This window comes from Chromobacterium sp. W521 (assembly GCF_052805975.1).
Window position 1 is genome coordinate 161,642 of the sequence record NZ_JBRBAF010000004.1, and the last position, 21,210, is coordinate 182,851.

A 21,210-nucleotide genomic window follows, 5' to 3' on the forward strand; every position below is an offset into this window, starting at 1 on the left:
CGGCGCGGGCGCGGTAGCGCCGTCATTACAGCCGGCGTGCGCTGATTTCCCTCCATGATTCCGACTGAGACATTTTTTCTCCGCTTAATTCGTATTTGTTTGGCAATGCGCAAAAACGAATATCGTTTTTTCGCTTAGCATGAGCTTATTGATGCCGCCGCTACGGTTTCGCGTTTGCGAGCGACAGGGTTTTTCCGCGCTGAAAGCGTATTGATGTAATGCGCTTGCTACAAAAAAGTTTTTAAGCGATGAGAATGAGCGGTGAATGGACAATAATATTGTCTAGATTGTATTTTCATAAATGAAAATAAATTGTCACCAATTAGTCATTCTCTCGCCGCAACAGGTTTAACTGTTTGGGAGACTTGAAATGACCGTTAGCAATGAACTGGAACTGGACGCGCTGGTGGCGCGGGTGAAAAAAGCACAAGCCGTGTTTGCGGGCTTCAGCCAGGAGCAGGTGGATCACATCTTCCGCTCGGCGGCGCTGGCCGCCGCGGACGCGCGGATACCGCTGGCCAAGATGGCGGTGGCGGAAACCGGCATGGGCGTGTTGGAGGACAAGGTGATCAAAAACCACTTCGCCTCCGAATACATCTACAACAAGTACAAGGACGATAAAACCTGCGGCGTGCTGGCCGAGGACGACACCTTCGGCACCATCACCATCGCCGAGCCGATCGGCCTGATCTGTGGCATCGTGCCCACCACCAACCCCACCTCCACCGCCATTTTCAAGGCCTTGATTTCCTTGAAGACGCGCAACGGCATCATTTTCTCGCCGCACCCGCGCGCCAAGCGCTCCACTTGCGAAGCGGCGCGCTTGGTGTTGCAGGCGGCGGTGGCGGCCGGCGCTCCGCCGGATATCATCGGCTGGATAGACGAGCCTTCGGTGGCCTTGTCCAATCAGCTGATGCACCACCCTGACCTCAACTTGATTCTGGCCACCGGCGGGCCGGGCATGGTGCGCGCCGCTTACTCCTCAGGCAAGCCGGCTATCGGCGTGGGCGCCGGCAATACTCCGGCGGTGATAGACGAAACCGCCGACATCAAGCGCGCCGTCGCCTCCATCCTGATGTCCAAGACCTTCGACAACGGCGTGGTGTGCGCGTCGGAGCAGTCCGTCATCATTGTCGACGAAATCTACGAGGCGGTGCGCGAGCGCTTTGCCAAGCACGGCGGCTACATCCTGTCCAAACGCGAAGCGGAGGCGGTGCGCAAAGTGATTCTGCAAGACGGCGGCCTCAACGCCGCCATCGTTGGCCAGAGCGCGGCCAAGATCGCCGCGATGGCCGGCATCGAAACGCCGCCGGCCACCAAGGTGCTGATCGGCGAAGTCAGCGATGTATCCGCCGCCGAAGCCTTTGCCCATGAAAAACTGTCGCCGACGTTGGCGATGTACCGCGCCAGCGACTTCATCGACGCTTGCGACAAGGCCGCGGCGCTGGTGGCGATGGGCGGCATCGGCCACACCTCGGCGCTGTATACCGATCAGGACTTGCAAGGGGAGCGCATCCGCTACTTTGGCGACAAGATGAAAACCGCGCGCATCCTGATCAACACGCCGTCGTCGCAAGGCGGCATCGGCGACCTTTACAACTTCAGCCTGGCGCCTTCGCTGACCCTGGGCTGCGGCTCCTGGGGCGGCAATTCGATCTCGGAAAACGTAGGCCCCAAACACTTGATCAACAAGAAGACCGTGGCCAAGAGGGCCGAAAACATGCTGTGGCATAAGCTGCCCAAGTCCATTTATTTCCGCCGCGGCTGCCTGCCGGTGGCGCTGGAAGACCTGTCCGGCAAACGCCGCTGCCTGATCGTCACCGGCCAGTATCTGTTCGACAATGGTTTCGTGGACGAGCCTATCCGCCTGCTGAAGAAAATGGGTTTGGAGGTGGAGGTGTTCTTCGAGGTGCCGGCCGATCCGACGCTGGCGGTGGTGCGCAAGGGCGCGGACCTGGCGCATGCTTTCAAGCCTGACGTGATCATGGCCTTGGGCGGCGGGTCGCCGATGGACGCGGCCAAGATCATGTGGGTGATGTATGAGCATCCGGAAGTGCATTTCGAAGACTTGGCGTTGCGCTTCATGGACATCCGCAAACGGATTTACCAGTTCCCTAAACTGGGGCGCAAAGCGGAGTTGGTGGCGGTGCCCACCACCTCTGGCACCGGTTCGGAAGTGACGCCGTTCGCCGTGGTCACCGATGAGAACACCGGGGTCAAATACCCGATCGCCGACTACGAACTGACGCCGAACATGGCCATCGTGGATGCCAACCTGGTGATGAACATGCCCAAGTCGCTGACCGCCTTCGGCGGCATCGACGCGGTGACTCATGCGCTGGAAGCCTACGTTTCGGTGATGGCCAACGAGTATTCGGACCCGCAGGCTTTGCAGGCGCTGAAGCTGTTGAAGGATTACCTGCCGTCCGCCTATCGCAACGGCGCGGGCGATCCCAAGGCGCGCGAGCAGGTGCACAACGCCGCCACCATCGCCGGCATCGCCTTCGCCAACGCTTTCCTCGGCGTTTGCCATTCGATGGCGCACAAGATCGGCGCCGAATTCGGCCTGGCCCACGGCCTGGCCAACGCGCTCTTGATCAGCAATGTGATTCGCTACAACGCCGCCGATGTGCCCACCAAGCAGACCGCCTTCAGCCAGTACGACCGGCCCAAGAGTGTGGCGCGCTATGCTGAAATCGCCCGCCACCTGGGCCTGGAGGCCAGCCGCGACCACGAGCGGGTGGAGAAGCTGATCGAATGGGTGGACGCGCTCAAGCGCACGCTGGACATTCCGGCGTCCATTCAGGCCGCCGGTGTGGCCGAGGCGGACTTCCTGGCCAAGGTGGACTTGCTGGCGGAGGCCGCTTTTGATGACCAGTGCACTGGCGCCAACCCGCGCTACCCGCTGATCAGCGAACTGAAACAGCTGCTGTTGGATAGCTATTACGGCCGCGCCTACAAGGAGAGTTGGGAGCGAGAGGCGGGCGCGGAAGCCAAGCCCGAGGCGCGCCCGGCCAAGGGCAAGCTTAAGGCGGTGTGAGCCCCGCTGCCGTCCGTCAAGCCGCCGCGCGTCAGCCCGGCGGTTTTTTCTTTGCGCAACGGCCGGCTCAGTATTTGAAATAGCCTATGGTCTGCGCCAACTCCACCGCCTGCTCGCTCATGCCGCGCGCGGTGGCGGTCAGTTGTTCCGACGCCGCGGCGTTGGCTTGCATCGACCGGCTGATTTCGCTGACCCCCTGATTGATCTGTTCCACCTGCAGCGCTTGCTGGTTGGAAGATTGATTGATCTCCTGCACGAAGCTGGCGGTGCTTTGTATCGCCGGCAACATCTGGTTGAACAGTTCGCCCGCGTGTTCGGCGCGGCGCACGCTGCTTTGCGTCAGCTGGCTGATTTCCTTGGCCGCCTGCTGGCTGCGCGCCGCCAGTTTGCGCACTTCCCCAGCCACCACCGCGAAGCCGCGGCCATGCTCGCCGGCGCGGGCGGCCTCTATCGCCGCGTTCAGCGCCAGCAGATTGGTTTGATAGGCGATATCGTCGATGATTAGCACTTTGTTGGCGATGTCCCACATCGCGGCAATGGTTTCGTCCACCGCTTGGCCGCCGGCCAACGCGTGTCTGCTGCTGTCGCTGGCCATCTGGTCCGTGGTGCGGGCATCGTCCCGGTTCTTCCACACGAAGGCGGAGATCTGTTCGAGACTGGCGCTGTTCTTGTCGATGTTGTTGGCCTGTTCTGCCGCTTGCTGGCTCAGCGTGTCCACCGCCTGGCTGATCTGACGCGCGGCGTTGGCCAGGTCAGAGGAGAAGGCGTCGATATGCCCCAGAATGCCGGCCAGCTTAGCCACCAGCCGGCGCGTGGATTCTGCCAGGTCGCCCAGCTCGTCCTGGCTGGTGTAGCGCGGCGGCGCGGTCAGATCGCCATCGGCGATGGCGTGCAGGGCTTGGCTCACTTCGCGGATGGGCTGATGCAGCAGGCGCCGCACCAGCAGGGACAGCACCATGACGGTGACGAGATCCAGCAGCAGGATTTCCGCCGATACCCGCCACAGCACCGCGTGCAGTTTCTCGCGAATTTCTTCTGTAGACACTTGCAGGCTTAGTTTGCCGACAGTGCGCGCGGTCGCGCCGTCGTGAAAGACCACGATGCGTTCGCGGGTCATATCCGCATCAGAGGCCGGCTTTCCGACGCGAAGCAGCGAGCCGTCGGCCTCGCGGCGGTAGCCGGCGAACGGCGCGCCGTTGGCGTCGCGGACGAAAACGCCGCGGAGGGCGCGTTTTCCCATCTCCGCTTCCAGTACCCGCAAGCCTTGGGCGCTGTCGAAATTCCACATTGGCCCGGCCAGGTTTGCCGCCAGCCGTGCGCCGATCGCGGCGATTTCGCTGTCCAGCGTCTGGTGCAACTCCTGTTGGGTGCGCCAGTAGTCCAGCGCGCCGAACGCCGCCAGCAGGGCGGACATGATGAGCATGAAGGCCAGGTTGAGCTTCAGGCTGATGCTGTGGTGCCGCATAGGTGCATGCTCCCGGCTCGATAAACCGATTCAACGCTTTATTGATAGCACCTGTTGGCCTTGGCCGGACTGTGGGATGCCGCCGATCAAGATCGGCGGAGGGGAGGGCGTTGGGGGCTGCTGGCACGGATACGGGAGAGCCGGCATTAAGCGCCGTATTTATGCCTTTTGCGCGTAGCTATATTCTGAAACATGACATGACAAAGGTCTTGAGGTAATCTCCTGCCCCATGTGTTATGGGCCACAACGACAATCCCAAGCCATAACATCGGCGGCGGCGCTGCCTTTGAACCTGTTTACGACCTGCTGGCTGTTGCGGAGCGTTACACCGTGAGTGCCTCTTCGAAATGCTCTCGCGAGATCGTGAGCTGGCTCTAAAGAACGTGTTTACGATCTCGCGAGCAAGAGCGAGACAAGGCGAAAACGTCCGAAAAAGCGGAATGTACTCGTGGTACATGAGCATTTTTAGGGTGTTTTCAACGCGGTCTCGCCGAAGGGCAGCAGATCGTAACCGGGTTAATAAGCGCCAAGGCCACAACCCTTACGCAATACAAAGACAGTTAAAGGAGCAACTATGCAACCTGCTCAGGACTCCCTGCACAGGGGACTGGAAGAGCGGCATATCAACCTCATGGCTCTTGGCGCCACCATTGGCGTCGGCCTGTTTCTGGGATCGGCCACCGCTATCAAAATGGCCGGCCCCGCCATCATGCTGGCTTACGCCCTAGGCGGCTTTGCCATCTTCCTGATCATGCGAGCGCTGGGTGAAATGGCCATCCATAATCCGGTGGCCGGGTCGTTCAGCCGTTACGCGCTGGATTACCTCGGCCCCTTGGCCGGCTACCTGACCGGCTGGAACTATTGGTTCCTGTGGCTGGTGACTTGCATGGCGGAAATCACCGCCGTCGGGGTCTACATGGGCATCTGGTTCCCGGACATTCCGGCCTGGTATTGGGCTCTGGCCGCGCTGGTGGCCATGGGCGGCGTTAACTTCATCGCGGTCAAGGCCTATGGCGAATTCGAGTTCTGGTTCGCGCTGATCAAGATCGTCACCATTGTGCTGATGATCATCGGCGGCCTGGGCATGATCGTGTTCGGTCTGGGCCATGGCGGAGTGGCCACCGGCATCTCCAATCTGTGGAGTCACGGCGGCTTCATGCCTAACGGCTTCAGCGGCGTGCTGATGTCGCTGCAAATGGTGATGTTCGCTTATTTGGGCGTGGAAATGCTGGGACTGACCGCCGGCGAAGCCAAAAACCCCAAGAAAGCGCTGGCTCGCGCAGTGGATTCGGTGTTCTGGCGCATTCTGATCTTCTACATCGGCGCGCTGTTTGTCATTTTGGCCATTTACCCGTGGAATGAACTGGGTACCCGCGGCAGCCCCTTCGTGCTGACTTTCGAGCAGTTGGGCATCCCGGCCGCCGCCGGCATCATCAATTTCGTGGTGCTCACCGCCGCGCTGTCTTCGTGCAATAGCGGGATTTTCAGCACCGGCCGCATGTTGTACAACCTGGCTCAGCAACAGCAGGCGCTGCCTGTGTTCGCCAAGGTGTCGCGCCAGGGCGTGCCGGTATTCGCGTTGCTGATGTCGGTATTCGCGCTGCTGATGGGCGTGCTGCTCAACTACCTGGCGCCCAAGGAGGTTTTCACCTGGCTGACCGCGATTTCCACCTTTGGGGCGATCTGGACCTGGGTGATCATTCTGCTGGCCCAGCTGCGCTTCCGCCGCACTCTGAGCCGCGAGCAGTTGGCGGCGCTGGCCTACAAGATGCCGTTCTGGCCGTATGGTTCTTACATCGCCATGGGGTTCTTGATCCTGGTGGTGGGCTTGATGGCTTACTTCCCGGACACTCGCATCGCCTTGATTATTGGCCCGGGTTGGCTGGCCTTCCTTGTGGTGGCCTACTATCTGCTGGGCTACCACAAGCGCAGCGCCGAGGAAGTGGCGCGGCTGGCGCAAAACGCCCGCTGACGTTTGCCCGTTTCCAGCCGCAATGAAAAACCCGCTCGCAAGGAGCGGGTTTTTTGCGTCTCAACGCGGCAGCCAGCTGCCGCGCAGCGAGTAATCTCCCGGCTGCTGCCGGGTGGGGCCGCTGAGCGGATAAGCCGGCGGGGGCGCGTGTTGTTCGCAGTTGCTCTGGCCGAAGCAACGCGGCAGCGGGTTGAAGCCGGCGCTGGGGCAGCCCGGAGGCGGGTTGATGCCGATGCAATGCTGCATCTGCTCTCTTTGCATCCGTTCCCGCAAGCTGGGTGTGTTCAGATCCGCTTTGACCGAAAAATCCGGGCCGGCGTCCAGGTCTTTCAACTGCACCGCGCTTTTGAACTTGAGCGGCTTGTTCTTTTTATCCGTCGGCTTCATTGACGGCTTGACGCGAGCGTCCCACGGATCTTTCAAGGCGAAGTCGTAAGAAGGCAGGGGAGCCGCCGTCAGGCTCGCGCTCAAGGCGGCCAGCGACAGGAATAGGGCGTGTCTACACTGCATGATGAATCTTTGTCCTGCGGTGGCAATGCCGCTGACGCTCGGCTGCTGCCAGGCAGACAGGGCGCGCGGAATGCTCTTGTTGGGGATATGGCTGACGCGGCGGTAGCCGCGGTGGCTGTGAGCCGCTCACCGAAAATTTAATGGGAGCGGTCGGATGCTTTTTATAACATCAAAGTTTTTCAGCTGGCAATAAGACGCAATGACATGCGAAGCTGAGCGGGGCTTAATCGCAGAACGCGGCTTCGGTTGTTCATACTCATGGAGATCCTCAATGGCGCACTATCTGGTAGAACTGTACAGTCCAAAGCCGGCTTGGCTGGCTTTGAGTTTTTTGCATCGCACCGACTTTCTGGACCAGATCAAAACCAATATGGAGGCGCTGCCCGGCCTGGGCATTCAATTGCTGACTTTAAGCCAGATCGCCGCCGACGCCGATCAGGCTGCGCCCTATCGTTTTCTGGGGGTGTGGAGCCTGCCGAATCAAGAGGCCTGTGAGGCGATGCTGGCTGGCATTCGCGCCAGCGGTTGGTACGACTATTTCGACCACGTCAACGCGGTGGGCGCGGCCGGCGGCGTGGACGTCCATCTGGCGGACCTGCTGCAAGTCAAGTAAGCGCTTTGGAAACCGTTGCGGACGACAGCTTAAGCTGCCGTCCGCAAAGAGACGTCAAAGGCGGCCGGCGGACAGCCGGCCGTTCCGCTTACAGTTCCCGCAGCACGCGCCATTCCACGAACTCGGCGGGATCGCCGGTTTCCTTGGTCTCGAAGACCGCTGGAATGTGGAAGGGCTTGCCGGTGGCGACATTGGTGCCGGCGATGGTGACGGTCATGCCTTCTTGCAGGTGGTTTGGCCGCTCCCCGCCTGCCACGGTCACCGACCACGTGCCGCCGGGCAGCAGGCCGGCAAAGGTGGCGATGCCCTTGCCGTTTTCAATCAGCGGAATCGATAGCGGCTCGTTGGGCGGGATGTAAGCGCTGACCGACACGTCGTTCAGGTGGATCTGGTAAGCGATATCCTCATGGAGATCGGCGTCGTCGCGCACCTGCGGCCGCGGGCGGCCATGGGTGATGGTGCGGCCGAATCTGGGCGTTTCTCCGCCCTGGAGGCAAGTCAGCCACATGGTGGTGAACTCGCTGCCTTCCGGATTGGTGCAGATGGCGTAGTAGCGGTTGCCCGAATGGACGCCGCCGTGCTGAGGCTCGCCCGAAGTCAGATCGAGGTTGTAAAACACATTCCTTCCCAGGGTGCCCACCGAGTAGGTGCCCGCGCCGCCGGTGAACACCGCGGGCACGACGATGAGCGAATTCGGGATATAGGGGTAAATGCGGACCTGACTGACTTTGGTAGGAAACGGCGCCATGATTTTCTCCTGGCTAATGAAACCGGTGATAGAGGATGCGAGGGCGCTTATTCGTATTGAATAGGTGGCGCCCGGCGCCCACTAAACCTAGACCAGGAAAATGTTTTGGCTCCTGTGCTAAAGAGCAGAAGGCGGCCATGCGCGGCCGCGGGCTTATTCCTGTCGCCCCGGCAAGGAGCTATGTTCATGAAATACCTTCCACTGGCCCTGCTCGCGACGCAAGCCCATGCTGATGCGGTTGCTCAGCGACCTGAGCGTTTCCCCCGTCGGCGACAGGGCGGTATAGGTCAGCAGCGCGTGGCCTATGGCCAGTTCCGCGTTTTCACAGGACTCGATTGCCTGCGCGCTGACTTGAACCCTGTCCTCCCCCAGTGACTGAAACCACTGCTCGGCCATGCTGCGCCAGGCGGCGATGCCGCGCAGAGAATCCCGCTCCCATATATCGAACACATGCACATCGTCGCTGTATAGGGCGGCGAACGCCGCGGCATCCTTGGCGAACACCGCGGCGCCATAAGCCGCCAGCAGTTGTTCAAAAGCGCTGTGCGCTTGTTGCATGTCCGGGCTCCTTGATGGGGATGGGGTCCTTGCTCCGGCTAATCATAGAAACGCAGACGTCATTGCCGCAAGCGTCCGGTGGCAAGGGGGAGACAATGCAAGTGGCGTTGCCGTATGTGGCGGCTTGCCTTAGGGTGAGGTTCATCGCTCATTCGCTCCCGGTATCGCCATGTCCTTGCTTCACTCCGAATCACCGTCGCTGTTTCAAATCCGTTCCGCGCTGGCGGAGGATGCCGAAGGTTTGATCCGGCTACATTTCCGCGCGGTGCAGGCGATAGCGCCATCGTTCTACTCGTCGTCAGTGCGCGCAGCCTGGTCGCCGCCGCCCAGTCCCGCGCGCGCCGCGTGGATGCGGCAGACGATTGCCACTCCGGAACGTCGGGTGCTGCTGGCTGCGGCCGAGGGGCGCTTGGGCGGTTTTGCCATCTGCGCGCCGGAACAGGGTTTGTTGCAGGCGTTGTACGTGGACCCGGCCTGCACCGGCCTGGGCTTGGGCCAATGCTTGCTGGGCGCGGCGGAAGAGACGGTGAGGGAAACCGGCTGTGCCCGCGTCACGCTCAAGGCATCGCTGAACGCATTGGGCTTTTACCTGGCCATGGGGTATAGGCTGGGCGCGGCGGCGCGCCAGCCGCTGGCCGATGGTGTGGAAATGGACTGCCGGGAGATGGACAAGGCGCTCTAGCGAAGTTTCTGGCTAGCCAACATTTGGCCCCTGGGCGTGTCGGACCCGAGATGTTCTGCGCAGCGCTTCAAGGCACTGATAAACGATTGTGAACCGGTTCATGGGTGTTTCGCCGCGATATAGCTGCGGCAAAAGCGCGCGGTCATGCCGGCGATCAGCGTGCTGGCTTCGGTGATGTCGGTCATCACGCGCTTGGGCGGCGGGTTTTCCGAGGCGCCGTGCCGGGCGTAGATGCCGAGGATGCTGGTGTTGTTGCAGGCGGCGGTGAACAAGCTGAGCTGCTCCGGGTCGGCGAAGGTGTCAATGGCGGCGCCTATGGACTTGGCATGGTGTTTGACGCTGTCCAGTATCTTGTACAAGGTGCCCCAGGTCAGCACTTTTTCCAGCGTGGTGCAGGTGGATATCAGGCCCAGCAGGAATAGCAGGTCGCGTAGATCGGGATCGCGCTTGCATAGGTAGAGAAGGTAGGACGGGTAGCGTTGGCGCGGGTTTTCGTAACGGGTGTGGACCTGGTCGATTCTGGGGTTGCGGCTGAACGGGTCTTCTTCTATCTGCTGAGCGCTGATGGAGTGAAAGCCGCCGTCCTCGTAGGCGCTGAAACCCAGAAACTGGATCGGCATGCTGTTGATATCGCCAGTGGAGGCGCGCAGGGCGCCGTTGAGCAGCAGCTGCAGGCTGTAGAGACGTTGGGATACGTGCTCGGGATCGTCCAGGTCGTCGATATGGCGGGAATAGGCGTAGAACTGCATGCCGATGTGATCGTTTTCATAGCCCAGATCGATGTCGTTGCCGAAGAAGTTGTGGGCGAGATCGGGGTAATAGCCGCCGGCGGCGACGGTGATTTCCCATTTGTGTACTGGCGACATGAAGCTTCCCTGACGGCGGTAAGAGCCTGTTCAAAGTCAGCCGCGCTTCGGCGGGATGGATAAAAAGGGGCGTTGGTTTTCGCCTCGTCTTGCCCTAGCTCGCGAGACTTTAGAACAGGCTCAAGATGGATGGGCGGGACGCGTATGGGCGTTTTGCCGCGCCGGATGCTAGCACAGTTCAAGCTTGTTGGCGTAAATATGGCGGATATGAAAACCCAAAGTCATTCTTCGTGGGTTTTTAGATGGGGAGGTGGGCGGTGGCGTTTGACTGGCTATGCCCGGCGCCGGCCTTGCCGGCACAGAGCCGCGACGGTTTGACCTTGCGGTCGGCCGCCATATCGGAGATGGAGGCGGTTTACCTGATGGGGAAGGATGCCTGGGGCGAGGGATGCTCCGAGGCCGACTACCTGCGTTTGTGTCGCGATTCGCGCAAATACCAGCGCGGCCGCTGGCATGTGTTGGCGGACGCGGGCGGCGGCTTGCTCTGTTCGGCGATTGCTTATCAGCTGCCGCGACTGGCGGGACGGGTGACATTGGGTTTGGGGTCGGTGGCCACGGGGCCTGAATGGCGTGGCCAGGGTTGTGCCAGCCTGGCCTTGAACGGCCTGCTCGCAGGATATCGGCGGCATTGCCGGGCAGAGGTGTTCTTGTTGTTCGCGGATATTGAATGGCGGTTTTATCAGCGTTTGGGTTTCATGCCCCTGCCACAGTCTTTGCAAGCGCATGGCAAGGCGGTGGGGATGGCGCGATGCGCGCCGGAACTGTGGGAAGACGTGCTGCTCGCCTTGGCTGAGCGGCCGCTGGGATATTTTTAAGCGGCACCGGCGCGGTCACGAATGGGGTCATTGCCCCATTCGCTTTTGGCCGCGTTGACGGCGCTAGGGCTTAGGGCCTGTGCAAAGTCTCGCTAGCAAGAGCGAGTCTTAGAACCTGTTCACGACCTGCTGCGCGTCGTGAAGCGTTGCACGGTGAGTACAAGCTCAAAATGCTCATGTACCACTCGTACATTCCGCTTTTTCGCTTGTTTTCGCCTTGTCTCGCTCTTGCTCGCGAGATCGTGAACAGGCTCTTAGAAAAGGTTCTCAGAACAAGCTGGGCTGCGCGCCTTGCGGATGATCGATCAGCGCTTCGGTGCTGCCTTCGGCCAGGCGCAGGGAAACCCGCTCGCGGTTGCGCAGCTCTTCCGGGGATTTGACCGCGGTGCCGTCCTGTTTTTGCACGATGGCGTAACCGCGGGCCAGCACCGCTTCAGGGTTGAGCGCCAGCAGGGTGGCGGCCAGGGTGTCCAGCTTCTGAGTTTGCCGGTTGAGCAGGTCCTGGCGCGCGCGTTGCAACCGGGTTTGCAAACGGTCCATGGCTTGGACTGCATGCGCCAGGTCCGGCCGACGGCGTTGCAACTTGCTGTCCGCCAGTTGCAGCGCCCAGCGCCGTTGTTCAAACAGACCGCTCAGCCGGCGTTGCAGCCGCTCTTGCTGACGCTGGAGCGCCTCGCGCTGGCGTTGCAGCTTTTCGCCCGGGTGAGCTAGCCGGCGCGCAAGGTAGTCCAGTTGCTGAGACTTGTCGGTGAGCAAGCGGCCGAGCGCGCGCTCCAGCCCGCGCTTGGCGGTTTCGAGCTGAGCACTCAGGTGCTCGCGGCTGGGGGAGACCAGCTCCGCTGCGGCGGTGGGCGTGGGCGCTCGCTTGTCGGCCACGAAGTCGCAGATGGTGAAGTCGGTTTCGTGGCCGACGCCGCTGACGGTGGGAATGGGGCTGGCGGCCACGGCGCGGGCGACGATTTCTTCGTTGAACGACCACAGGTCTTCGATGCTGCCGCCGCCGCGGCAAACGATGAGCACGTCCACTTCGCGCCGCTCGCCGGCGCGCCGGATGGCGTCGGCCACTTGCTGGGCGGAGCCTTCCCCCTGCACTTGGGCCGGGTAGAGAATGACCGGGATGCCGGGCATGCGGCGGCGCAGGGTGCTGACCACGTCGCGCAAGGCGGCGGCGGCCGGCGAGGTGACGATGCCGATGGCGGCGGGGTGCGGCGGCAGCGGGCGCTTGTGCGCGGGGTTGAACAAGCCTTCCGCCTGCAGCTTGGCCTTGAGCTTTTCAAAAGCCTCGTACAAACGGCCCAGGCCGGCGGAACGCATCTGATCGACGTTGATCTGGAAATCACCGCGTGCCTCGTACAGGGTGACGGTGCCCTTGAGCTCCACCTGCATGCCTTCCGCCGGGCGGAAGGGCAGTTGCGACACTTTGCCGCGAAACATCACGCAACGCACTTGGGCGCCGCCGTCTTTCAAGGAGAAATAGGCGTGTCCGGACGCGGCCAGGGTGAGGTTGGAAATCTCTCCGCCTATCCACATTGGCGGCAGTCCGCTTTCCAGTAGATCGCGCGCCATGCGGTTGAGGGAGGAGACGCTGATGACGTCGTTCTGGGGTGTGGTAAAAAACATGGTTGTCAAGTGATCCACAGCGGGGGGTGGAAAATATTTTCAGCTAAAGCGAGTTGAGTCTTGGCTTGTGTAGCGTTTGATATCTCTAAAAAATTCAATAAAATCAATAACTTGATTGTTTTCTTATCCAGGGCGGACTAAGCCTAAAAACGGCCTGGAGCTTGGCTTGAGAGCATATTTGCACAGTTTTATCAACAAAGTTATCCACAGGGTTTTCCGTTTCAATCCTGTGACAATAGTTTTTCCTGTAAAAACAAGGGACAAGGCCTTTTCCCTCAGAGTCGCTGTCCTCGTTTGTCTTGATATTGCTCAAGTAAGCGCTTTCTTCTTTCATCCGAACCGGATGCCGGCGGGTTGGCTTTGTTGGCCGGTTATGCTTTTGGATTTCCCTGTCCGCGTTTAGGCAGAGCTCGGAATTTTCCTTTTTGGGCCTTAGTTCACGATCCGCCGCAACGCCGTATCGCCGACGCGTAGCAGATCGTAAACAGATGTTCAGGAGCTCAGCTCCTTCAGCAGTTCCTTGACCCTGACCACGCGCAGCGCCACGTCCTGGATATCGGCCTCCACGCGCAGCTTGTCCTGGCCCGCCAGCCGGTAATTGCGCTTGGTTTGCAGCAATTGGATGATCTTCATCGGGTCTATCGGCGGGTTCTTGACGAAATGAACCTGGATGGCCACCTCGCTGGCGTCCAGCTTTTGCACGCCCAGCGGCTTGGCCAGCAGGCGCAGGCGGTGGCTGTCTATCAGGGTCTTGACGGTTTGCGGCGGCAAGCCGAAGCGGTCGATCAGTTCTTCGTGGATGTCGTCGATTTCCTGCTCGCTCTCGCAGGTGGCCAGCCGCTTGTACAGCACCAGCCGTTCGTGCACGTCGGGGCAATAACCGTCCGGCAGCAGCGCCGGGCTGTGCATATTGATTTCAGTGGTGACGCCCAGTGGCGCGTCCAGGTCCGGAGTGCGTCCTTTTTTGAGGTCGCGCACCGCCTGTTTGAGCATTTCGGTGAACAGAGAGAAACCCACTTCCTGCATTTCGCCGGATTGGCCTTCGCCCAGCACCTCGCCGGCGCCGCGGATTTCCAGGTCGTGCATCGCCAAGTAGAAGCCTGCGCCCAACTCCTCGGACATCTGAATGGCTTCCAACCGTTTCATCGCGTCCTTGGTGATGCCTTCCGGGGTCAGTAGATAGGCATAGGCCTGGTGATGGCTGCGGCCGACGCGGCCGCGCAGCTGGTGCAGTTGGGCCAGGCCGAACTTGTCGGCCCGATTGATCAGAATGGTGTTGGCGTTGGGGATGTCGATGCCGGTTTCAATGATGGTAGAGCACAGCAGCACATTGAAGCGCTGCTGCAGGAAGTCGCGCATCACTTGTTCCAGCTCGCGCTCGCGCAATTGGCCGTGGGCCACGCCAATGCGAGCTTCCGGCACCAGTTCCGCCAGCTTTTCCCGCATGTTTTCTATGGTGTCCACCTCATTGTGCAGGAAGAACACCTGGCCGCCGCGTTTGAGTTCGCGCAGCACCGCTTCGCGTATCACGCCGTTGGCCATCGGGCTGACGAAGGTTTTCACCGCCAGCCGGCGGCTGGGGGCGGTGGCGATGACGGAGAAGTCGCGCAGCCCTTCCAGCGCCATCGACAGGGTGCGCGGAATCGGCGTCGCGGTCAGCGTCAGCACGTCCACATTGGCGCGCAGCCGTTTGAGCTGTTCTTTCTGGCGCACGCCGAAACGGTGCTCCTCGTCGATGATGACCAGGCCCAGATTCTTGAACTGGATGTCCGGCTGCACCAGCTTGTGGGTGCCGATGACGATGTCGACGCTGCCATCGGCCAGGCCGGCCAGCGAAGCCTTGCTTTCCTTGGCGCTGCGGAAGCGGGAGAGTTCTGCGATTTTCACCGGCCAGTCGGCAAAGCGGTCGGAGAAATTCTGGAAATGCTGTTCCGCCAGCAGGGTGGTGGGCACCAGCACTGCCACCTGTTTGCCGCCAAGGACAGCGACGAAGGCGGCGCGCAGCGCCACCTCGGTCTTGCCGAAGCCGACGTCGCCGCAGACCAGCCGGTCCATCGGCTTGCCGGAGCACATGTCTTGAACCACGGCTTCGATGGCGCTGGCCTGGTCCGGGGTTTCTTCGAAGCCGAAACCGGCGGCGAAGGCATCGTAGTCTTGATGGGACAGGCTGAAGCTGTGGCCTTCCCGCGCGGCGCGTTGCGCGTAAAGGTTGAGCAGTTCCGCGGCCGTGTCGCGGGCTTTTTCCGCGGCGCGTTTCTTGGCTTTTTCCCAGGCCGGGTTGCCCAGCTTGTGCAGGTGGATCTGGTCCGCCGCGCCGCCCGCGTAGCGGGAGATCAGGTGCAGTTGGCTGACGGGCACATAGAGGGTGGCGCTATCCGCGTACTCCAGTTGCATCAGTTCGGTTTCGCCTTCGCCCAGGTCCATGGACACCAGGCCCACGTAGCGGCCGATGCCGTGCTGCTCATGCACCACCGGATCCCCCGCCTTGACTTCGGCCAGGTCGCGCAGCATGGAGTCGGAACCGGCGCGCGCGCTTTTGCGGCGGGCGTGGCTGCGCGCCACATGCTGGTACAACTCGGATTCGGTGACTACGGCGATGCCGGCGCCGGGCAGGGCGAAACCGGTGTAGAGCGGTGCCACGCAGAGCGCCAGCGGCATGTCGCCGGCGATGAATTCGGCCCAGCCGTCCACCGGGCGCGGCTTAATGCCGTGCTCTTGCAGGAACTGGTGGACGGTTTCGCGGCGGCCCAGGCTTTCCACGGTAATCAGGATACGCTGACGGCCGCTGCGGATGAAAGCGTCCAACTTATGCAGAGGCTGCTCGGCACGGCGTTCCACCGCCAGCTCCGGCAGAGGAGCGCAGCCTTCCGCGAGTTCGCCGTCGCCGGCCAGTTCGATGCGGGCGTAGGGTTTGAGCCGCGCCATCAGTTCGTCCGGACGCAGGAAAATGTCGGCCGGCGGCAGTACCGGGCGTTCCAGATCGCCGCGCGCCATGTCGTAGCGGCTTTCCACGTCTTGCCAGAAGACGTTGGCGGCGTGTTGCACATCATGGTGCAACACAATCAGCGCGTCGTCGCCCAAGTAGTCGAACAGAGTGGCGGTGTCGTCGAAGAACAGCGGCAGGAAGTATTCGATGCCGGCCGGCCACAGGCCTTGAGAGACGTCTTTATAGATGCGGCTTTTGCTGGGGTCGCCTTCGATGCGTTCGCGGTAGCGCTGGCGGAAGGCGGTGACGCCGCTTTCATCCGCCGGGTACTCGCGCGCCGGCAGCATCCGGATTTCCGGTACCGGGTACAGGGTACGCTGGTTGTCCGGATCGAAGGTGCGCAGGCTGTCGATTTCGTCGTCGAACAGATCGATGCGGTAAGGCAGCGCCGAACCCATTGGGAACAGATCGATCAAGCCGCCGCGGATGGAGAATTCTCCCGGGGCCATCACCTGAGTGACGTGGTGGTAGCCGGCGGTGACCATATTGGCGCGCAGCTGTTCCACGTCCAGCCGCTGCTTGGCCTGCAGGAAAAAGGTGCGTCCCAGCAAATAGCTTATCGGCGCCAGCCGTGTCATCGCAGTGCCGACCGGGGCGATGATCACATCGCATTCACGCTGATGGATCTGCCACAAGGTGGCCAGCCGTTCGCTGACCAGTTCGCCGTGGGGGGAGAAGTGGTCGTAGGGCAGGGTTTCCCAGTCCGGCAGCAGCGCCACGCGCAGCGAGGGCGCAAAGAATGGGGCCTCGGCTTGCAGGCGTTGGGCGGATTGCGCGTCGGCGGCGAGGATGAGCAGCGGACGCCGCTGGGCTGCGAGGCGGGCGACGATGTTGGCGTCCAGCCCGGCGGGCAGGCGTCCGTGACGAGTTTTCTGACTGGCGGGAGGTATCCGCGGGAGATTATCCAACATGCTGCTTCACTAGTTTTGGCGGTTTCGGGCTTGGCGGTTTCGGGATTATAGCAGCCGTCCGCCGCGCGCCGTTCGCTGGGCTTGCGCAAGGTCGGCGCGGCTTGTGTTCGGCGGGGTGAATATTTTCATCGGCATTGTCTGGCTGCATCCGGCAATTGCATATATTGTATGTCAGTCGGGTGGTTTTGTTTTTCATTTGGCATATATGCATTTGATTTTTTAATGCAAAGTTAATTGCGGCGCGCGGCAGAGCGCCGGCGCGAACGGGGGCGGGGTGGTGTGACAGTCGGATCGGCTTGCCGGGACGCGGCGGTGTTTCTCGGGTTTTTGGCGTGCACGGCATTCTGGCCGCGCGAGCCGGTATTGGGGTTTTCGCTGGCGGCCTTTCTGGCTCACGGCGTATGGAGTTATCGTCTTTTGCGTCGCGGCTGGCGGCAGTCCTGGTGGTGGCCGGTGGCCGCCGCCGCCCTGGCCGCTCAATGGTCGTCACCGCAATGGGCCGCACTGCTGCTGATCAGCCTGTACGCGTTGGCGCCCGGTCTGTACGCGGCCGGCTTGCGCGGAGGGCTGGCGGTGCGTCAGCCGGCGGACTTGTTGCGGCTGCTGCTGCGCTTGGCCTGCTATCCGTCGGTGCTGCTGGCCGGTTTGGCCGCCGGCGCCGGATGGCGCTGGTTCGGCATGGAGGGTTTGTGGTCGTGGGCGGCGCAGGCTTGGGGCGTGTCCGGGCTGGCCCTGTCCTTGTGCGTGCCGCCGGCCTTGTATGCGTCCGGCGCAACGCCGACGCGGCGTCAGGTGTTGGAAACCGGCCTGATCCTGGCTTTGGCCAACGTGGCGTGGCTTAGCCTGCTGGGCAGTAGCCTCGCTTATTCGCTGCCCTGCCAACTGGTGTTCTTTCCTCTTATGTTGTGGGCGGCATTCCGCGTGGGTTTCCGCGGCGCGGCGCTGGTTGGCGCCTGGGTGCTCGGCCTGCTGTCGCTGTACGTGCTGGCGCCGGAGTTGACCATGCACGCCAGCGTGCTCAACGGCGCCAGCGAGGTGGCGCTGACCTTGGCCTTGAGTTGCGCGACTCTGCTGGTATCGGTGTTGGCCGATGGCCATCGCCAGAACGAGAGCGCGCTGCGTGAATTTCGCGCCAGGGTGGAATCCCTGGTCAACAACAGCCCCAATATGATGTCGCTGAAGGGGCTGGACGGCAGCTTTCTGCTGGCCAACGCCGCTTATGCGCGTCGGGTGGGCCGCTCGCCGCAGGGCATGCAGGGCTTGACGGTGGAAGAGCTGTTCGACGCGGCGGACGCCGCGCAAATCCGCGCGCAGGACGCGGTGGTGCTGTCCTGCCTGGAGCCGCGCCAGTTTGAAGAGAGCTTCCTGTTCAATGGGGTGCTTAGCCATTTGCTGGTCACCAAGTTTCCCCTGTTCGACGCTCATGGCCGCCCGGCCGGGGTGGGCAGCGTGGACACCGACATCACTCAGACCCGCCAGGAACAAAAGGCCAAGCGGGAGGCGGAGGAGCGTTACCGCGCGCTGGTGGAGCAATCGCTGGTGGGCATTTACATCTTGCAGGACGAGAAGCTGATCTACGCCAACCCCAAGCTGGCGGCCATTGTGGGTTATCAGCCCAAGGAGCTGGAAGGCATGGCGATGGATCTGTTGCTGGTGCCGGGCGAGGCGGCGCGCATCCGCCAGCAGATCGTCAAGCGCTACCGCGAGAACATCGCGGTGCTGCAATACGGCACCCGCGCGGTGCGCAAGGACGGCGTGGTGGTGGATGTGGAGATTCACAGCCGCTTGTTCGATTACGAGGGCAAGAAAGCCATCATCGGCGTGGTGATGGATATTTCCGAACGGCTGGCGGCGGACGCCAATCTGCGGCTGGCTGCCAAGGTGTTTGAAAACTCGGCGGAAGGCATTCTGCTGATGGACGCCGAGGCGCGCATCATCGCGGTCAACCACGCTTTCAGCCGGATTACCGGTTACGCGGAGGCCGAGGCGCTGGGGAAGGTGTCGCGCATCTTTGGGGATCAGAAGCAGTTGGGCCGGCAGGCGATGCTGGAAGCGCTGGCGGGCGGCGGCCATTGGCAGGGCGAGATGCTGGACCGCCGCAAGAGCGGCGAGTGGTATCCGGCGGAGCTGGCGATTTCGGCGGTGCGCGACGCCGGCGGCGCGCTCAGCAATTATGTGGCGGTGTTTTCCGACATCACCTTGCGCAAGCAATCCGAGGAACGCTTGCAGTTCCTGGCCAATCACGATCCGCTGACGCAACTGCCCAACCGCAGCAGTCTGACCGCGCGGCTGGATGAAGCCATCATCAGCCTGGATTGCGTCAGCGGCTCGCTTGCGGTGATGTTCATCGATCTGGACCGCTTCAAGCTGATCAACGACTCCTTTGGCCATCAGGCCGGCGACGAATTGTTGCGCGAGACGGCATTGCGCTTGCAGCGGGCAGTGGGCGCGCGCGGCCTGCTGGCGCGGCTGGGCGGCGACGAGTTTACTCTGGTGATGACAGGGTTCAAGGACGCCGCCGCCTTGGTGGCCGCCGCGGAGGACACGCTGGCGGCGCTGGGCCAGCCGCTGCGGCTGGAAAATCACGAGGTCTACGTTACCGGCAGCATAGGCATCAGCGTCTACCCCAACGACGGCACCGACGCCCAGACCCTGCTCAAGAACGCGGACGTGGCGATGTACCGCGCCAAGGAGGCGGGCAAGAACACCTATCAGTTCTTTGCCGCTGAAATGAACACCCAGACCTTCGAACGCCTGCTGTTGGAGAACGGTTTGCGCCTGGCCTTGGAGCGGGGCGAACTGGAGCTGCACTACCAGCCGCAGGTGGATGCTGTCAGCCGCCAGGTGCTGGGCGCGGAGGCGCTGATCCGCTGGCGCCATCCCCAACTGGGTTTGGTGTCGCCGGGCCGCTTCATTCCGCTGGCCGAGGAAACCGGCCTGATCAAGCCCATCGGAGACTGGGTGCTGCAGGAGGCCTGCCGCCAATTGGCGGCTTGGGACCGTCAGGGCTTGTCGGTGCCGCGGCTGGCGGTAAACCTGTCCGCGCGCCAGTTTGAACAGCAGATGCTGCCGTTCAAGGTGGCGGACGCGCTGAGGGCCGCGGGCCTGTCCGCCGTGCGGCTGGAGCTGGAAATCACCGAAAGCATGATCATGCTCAACCCGGTGGAGGCGGTGCGCCAACTGGGCGAGTTGAAGGCCTTGGGCGTGGGCTTGTCCATCGATGATTTCGGCACGGGTTATTCCTCATTGTCCAATCTGAAGCGTTTCCCGCTGGACACCTTGAAGATTGACCAATCCTTCGTCGAAGGCTTGCCGGACGACGGCGACAACGCCGCCATCGCCGAGGCCATCCTGGCGATGGCGCGCAAGCTGCAATTCCAGGTGGTGGCGGAGGGGGTGGAGAGCGAGCGCCAGGCGCAATTCCTTACCAGCAAGGGTTGCGCCTTGTTGCAGGGCTATCATTTCGGCCGCCCGGTGCCGGCGGCAGAATTGCCTGCCTTGCTGGCCGGCATCGTCGCCGTGGGCGAGCAGCGGCAACTGGAGCTGATGTCCGGCGTGGACGTGCTGGGCAGCTGAAAGCAAGCCGGTTTTGCCCTGAACCGCCGCGCGCTCTAAAATGGCGGGATTGTCATTAGAGAATCGCCATGAGCAACAAACGCCTGATCCACGGCTTTCACGCCATCAATGCCCGTTTGTGGCAGAACCCCAAGAGCCTGCTGGAAATCTGGCTGGCCGGCGGCCGCCACGACGCCCGCGCCAAGGCGGTGATAGACAAGGCCGCCGAGGAAGGCATCAAGCTGCACATCGTCGATAAGGAACGTTTGGACAGCATGACCGGCAACGCCCGCCACCAGGGCGTGGCGGCCACCATAGACGCCAGCCGCAATTTCGTGCACCTGGACGACGTGCTGGACAATCTGAGCGAGCCGGCCTTGCTGCTGATTCTGGACGGCGTGACTGATCCGCACAATCTGGGCGCCTGCCTGAGGGTGGCGGACGCGATGGGCGCGCACGCGGTGATCGCGCCCAAGGACCGTTCCGCCGGCCTCAACGCCACTGTGTCCAAAGTAGCGTGCGGCGCGGCGGAAGTGATTCCCTATATCACGGTCACCAATCTGGCGCGCACTTTGCGAGACCTGAAAGACGCCGGCATCTGGATTGCCGGCACCACCATGGAGGCGGACACCGACCTCTATCACTGCGACGCCGCCGGCCCGCTGGCCTGGGTGATGGGCTCGGAGGGCGAGGGCATGCGCAGGCTGACCCGCGAACACTGCGACGTGCTGGTGTCCATTCCGATGTTCGGTACCGTGGAGAGCCTGAACGTGTCGGTATCCGCCGGCATGGTGCTGTCGGAAAGCCGTCGTCAGCGCACGCTGGCCCAGGCCAAGGCCGACTGATTCCGGTTGTCCCGAAAAACCAGG

The 21,210-nt window shown here is 62.1% G+C and carries 14 protein-coding genes; 7 read left to right on the forward strand and 7 right to left on the reverse strand.

What is annotated here, in order from left to right:
• Nucleotides 1-370 precede the first annotated feature (370 nt).
• Nucleotides 371-3,040 (forward strand): bifunctional acetaldehyde-CoA/alcohol dehydrogenase, encoded by a 2,670-nt coding sequence (gene adhE / locus ACUXV1_RS07270; RefSeq protein WP_019102664.1) that lies wholly within the window; start codon nt 371-373, stop codon nt 3,038-3,040.
• A 67-nt stretch (nt 3,041-3,107) separates the two neighbouring features.
• Here the strand turns inward: adhE and ACUXV1_RS07275 are convergent, their stop codons facing one another.
• The gene (locus tag ACUXV1_RS07275) at nt 3,108-4,505 is read right to left on the reverse strand and encodes a methyl-accepting chemotaxis protein (protein WP_052370285.1); all 1,398 of its coding nucleotides are present in this window, start codon (nt 4,503-4,505) and stop codon (nt 3,108-3,110) included.
• A 574-nt stretch (nt 4,506-5,079) separates the two neighbouring features.
• On the opposite strand from ACUXV1_RS07275, the gene ACUXV1_RS07280 reads away from it, so the two are divergent.
• A complete protein-coding gene (locus ACUXV1_RS07280) occupies nt 5,080-6,477 on the forward strand; it encodes an amino acid permease (RefSeq protein WP_043592678.1) in 1,398 nt (465 codons plus the stop codon).
• A 60-nt stretch (nt 6,478-6,537) separates the two neighbouring features.
• Here ACUXV1_RS07280 and ACUXV1_RS07285 read toward each other — a convergent pair whose 3' ends face one another.
• Nucleotides 6,538-6,987: a hypothetical protein gene (locus ACUXV1_RS07285; protein WP_162787844.1), complete on the reverse strand. Its 450-nt coding sequence runs from the start codon at nt 6,985-6,987 to the stop codon at nt 6,538-6,540.
• 271 nt (nt 6,988-7,258) lie between these two features.
• Here ACUXV1_RS07285 and ACUXV1_RS07290 point away from each other — a divergent pair, with 271 nt between their 5' ends.
• Entirely contained in the window at nt 7,259-7,600 is a 342-nt protein-coding gene (locus ACUXV1_RS07290; protein WP_043632398.1) for a DUF6616 family protein, read from the forward strand.
• An 88-nt stretch (nt 7,601-7,688) separates the two neighbouring features.
• On the opposite strand, the gene ACUXV1_RS07295 is transcribed toward ACUXV1_RS07290, so the two are convergent.
• Both ACUXV1_RS07295 and ACUXV1_RS07300 read right to left on the reverse strand, forming a co-directional pair.
• Nucleotides 7,689-8,348, reverse strand: coding sequence for a hypothetical protein (locus ACUXV1_RS07295; protein ID WP_203389582.1), 660 nt, complete (start codon nt 8,346-8,348; stop codon nt 7,689-7,691).
• 153 nt (nt 8,349-8,501) lie between these two features.
• On the reverse strand, nt 8,502-8,906 hold the full coding sequence (locus ACUXV1_RS07300; protein ID WP_043632405.1) for a YybH family protein: 405 nt from the start codon (nt 8,904-8,906) through the stop codon (nt 8,502-8,504).
• A gap of 169 nt (nt 8,907-9,075) precedes the next feature.
• Between ACUXV1_RS07300 and ACUXV1_RS07305 the strand changes: the two genes are divergently transcribed.
• On the forward strand, nt 9,076-9,588 hold the full coding sequence (locus ACUXV1_RS07305; RefSeq protein ID WP_052370286.1) for a GNAT family N-acetyltransferase: 513 nt from the start codon (nt 9,076-9,078) through the stop codon (nt 9,586-9,588).
• A 98-nt stretch (nt 9,589-9,686) separates the two neighbouring features.
• On the opposite strand, the gene ACUXV1_RS07310 is transcribed toward ACUXV1_RS07305, so the two are convergent.
• Nucleotides 9,687-10,454, reverse strand: coding sequence for a hypothetical protein (locus tag ACUXV1_RS07310; protein WP_043632415.1), 768 nt, complete (start codon nt 10,452-10,454; stop codon nt 9,687-9,689).
• 242 nt (nt 10,455-10,696) lie between these two features.
• Here ACUXV1_RS07310 and ACUXV1_RS07315 point away from each other — a divergent pair, with 242 nt between their 5' ends.
• Nucleotides 10,697-11,269, forward strand: coding sequence for a GNAT family N-acetyltransferase (locus ACUXV1_RS07315; protein ID WP_052370287.1), 573 nt, complete (start codon nt 10,697-10,699; stop codon nt 11,267-11,269).
• A 267-nt stretch (nt 11,270-11,536) separates the two neighbouring features.
• Here the strand turns inward: ACUXV1_RS07315 and xseA are convergent, their stop codons facing one another.
• On the reverse strand, nt 11,537-12,889 hold the full coding sequence (xseA, locus tag ACUXV1_RS07320; protein WP_114152547.1) for an exodeoxyribonuclease VII large subunit: 1,353 nt from the start codon (nt 12,887-12,889) through the stop codon (nt 11,537-11,539).
• Nucleotides 12,890-13,381: 492 nt separating this feature from the next.
• On the reverse strand, nt 13,382-16,786 hold the full coding sequence (gene mfd, locus ACUXV1_RS07325) for a transcription-repair coupling factor (protein ID WP_114152548.1): 3,405 nt from the start codon (nt 16,784-16,786) through the stop codon (nt 13,382-13,384).
• 312 nt (nt 16,787-17,098) lie between these two features.
• Here mfd and ACUXV1_RS07330 point away from each other — a divergent pair, with 312 nt between their 5' ends.
• Nucleotides 17,099-20,362, forward strand: a complete 3,264-nt coding sequence (locus ACUXV1_RS07330; protein WP_446014820.1) for a sensor domain-containing protein — start codon at nt 17,099-17,101, stop codon at nt 20,360-20,362.
• 68 nt (nt 20,363-20,430) lie between these two features.
• A complete protein-coding gene (gene rlmB / locus ACUXV1_RS07335) occupies nt 20,431-21,186 on the forward strand; it encodes a 23S rRNA (guanosine(2251)-2'-O)-methyltransferase RlmB (RefSeq protein ID WP_019103594.1) in 756 nt (251 codons plus the stop codon).
• The last annotated feature ends 24 nt before the right edge of the window (nt 21,187-21,210 follow it).

Coding starts and splice junctions, on each gene's coding strand:
- ACUXV1_RS07300 (WP_043632405.1), bottom strand. CDS start 8,906: ATGCAACAAGCGCACAGCGCTTTTGAACAACTGCTGGCGGCTTATGGC.
- xseA (WP_114152547.1), bottom strand. CDS start 12,889: ATGTTTTTTACCACACCCCAGAACGACGTCATCAGCGTCTCCTCCCTC.
- ACUXV1_RS07295 (WP_203389582.1), bottom strand. CDS start 8,348: ATGGCGCCGTTTCCTACCAAAGTCAGTCAGGTCCGCATTTACCCCTAT.
- ACUXV1_RS07280 (WP_043592678.1), top strand. CDS start 5,080: ATGCAACCTGCTCAGGACTCCCTGCACAGGGGACTGGAAGAGCGGCAT.
- ACUXV1_RS07315 (WP_052370287.1), top strand. CDS start 10,697: ATGGGGAGGTGGGCGGTGGCGTTTGACTGGCTATGCCCGGCGCCGGCC.
- rlmB (WP_019103594.1), top strand. CDS start 20,431: ATGAGCAACAAACGCCTGATCCACGGCTTTCACGCCATCAATGCCCGT.
- ACUXV1_RS07305 (WP_052370286.1), top strand. CDS start 9,076: ATGTCCTTGCTTCACTCCGAATCACCGTCGCTGTTTCAAATCCGTTCC.
- ACUXV1_RS07275 (WP_052370285.1), bottom strand. CDS start 4,505: ATGCGGCACCACAGCATCAGCCTGAAGCTCAACCTGGCCTTCATGCTC.
- ACUXV1_RS07290 (WP_043632398.1), top strand. CDS start 7,259: ATGGCGCACTATCTGGTAGAACTGTACAGTCCAAAGCCGGCTTGGCTG.
- ACUXV1_RS07310 (WP_043632415.1), bottom strand. CDS start 10,454: ATGTCGCCAGTACACAAATGGGAAATCACCGTCGCCGCCGGCGGCTAT.
- adhE (WP_019102664.1), top strand. CDS start 371: ATGACCGTTAGCAATGAACTGGAACTGGACGCGCTGGTGGCGCGGGTG.
- mfd (WP_114152548.1), bottom strand. CDS start 16,786: ATGTTGGATAATCTCCCGCGGATACCTCCCGCCAGTCAGAAAACTCGT.
- ACUXV1_RS07285 (WP_162787844.1), bottom strand. CDS start 6,987: ATGCAGTGTAGACACGCCCTATTCCTGTCGCTGGCCGCCTTGAGCGCG.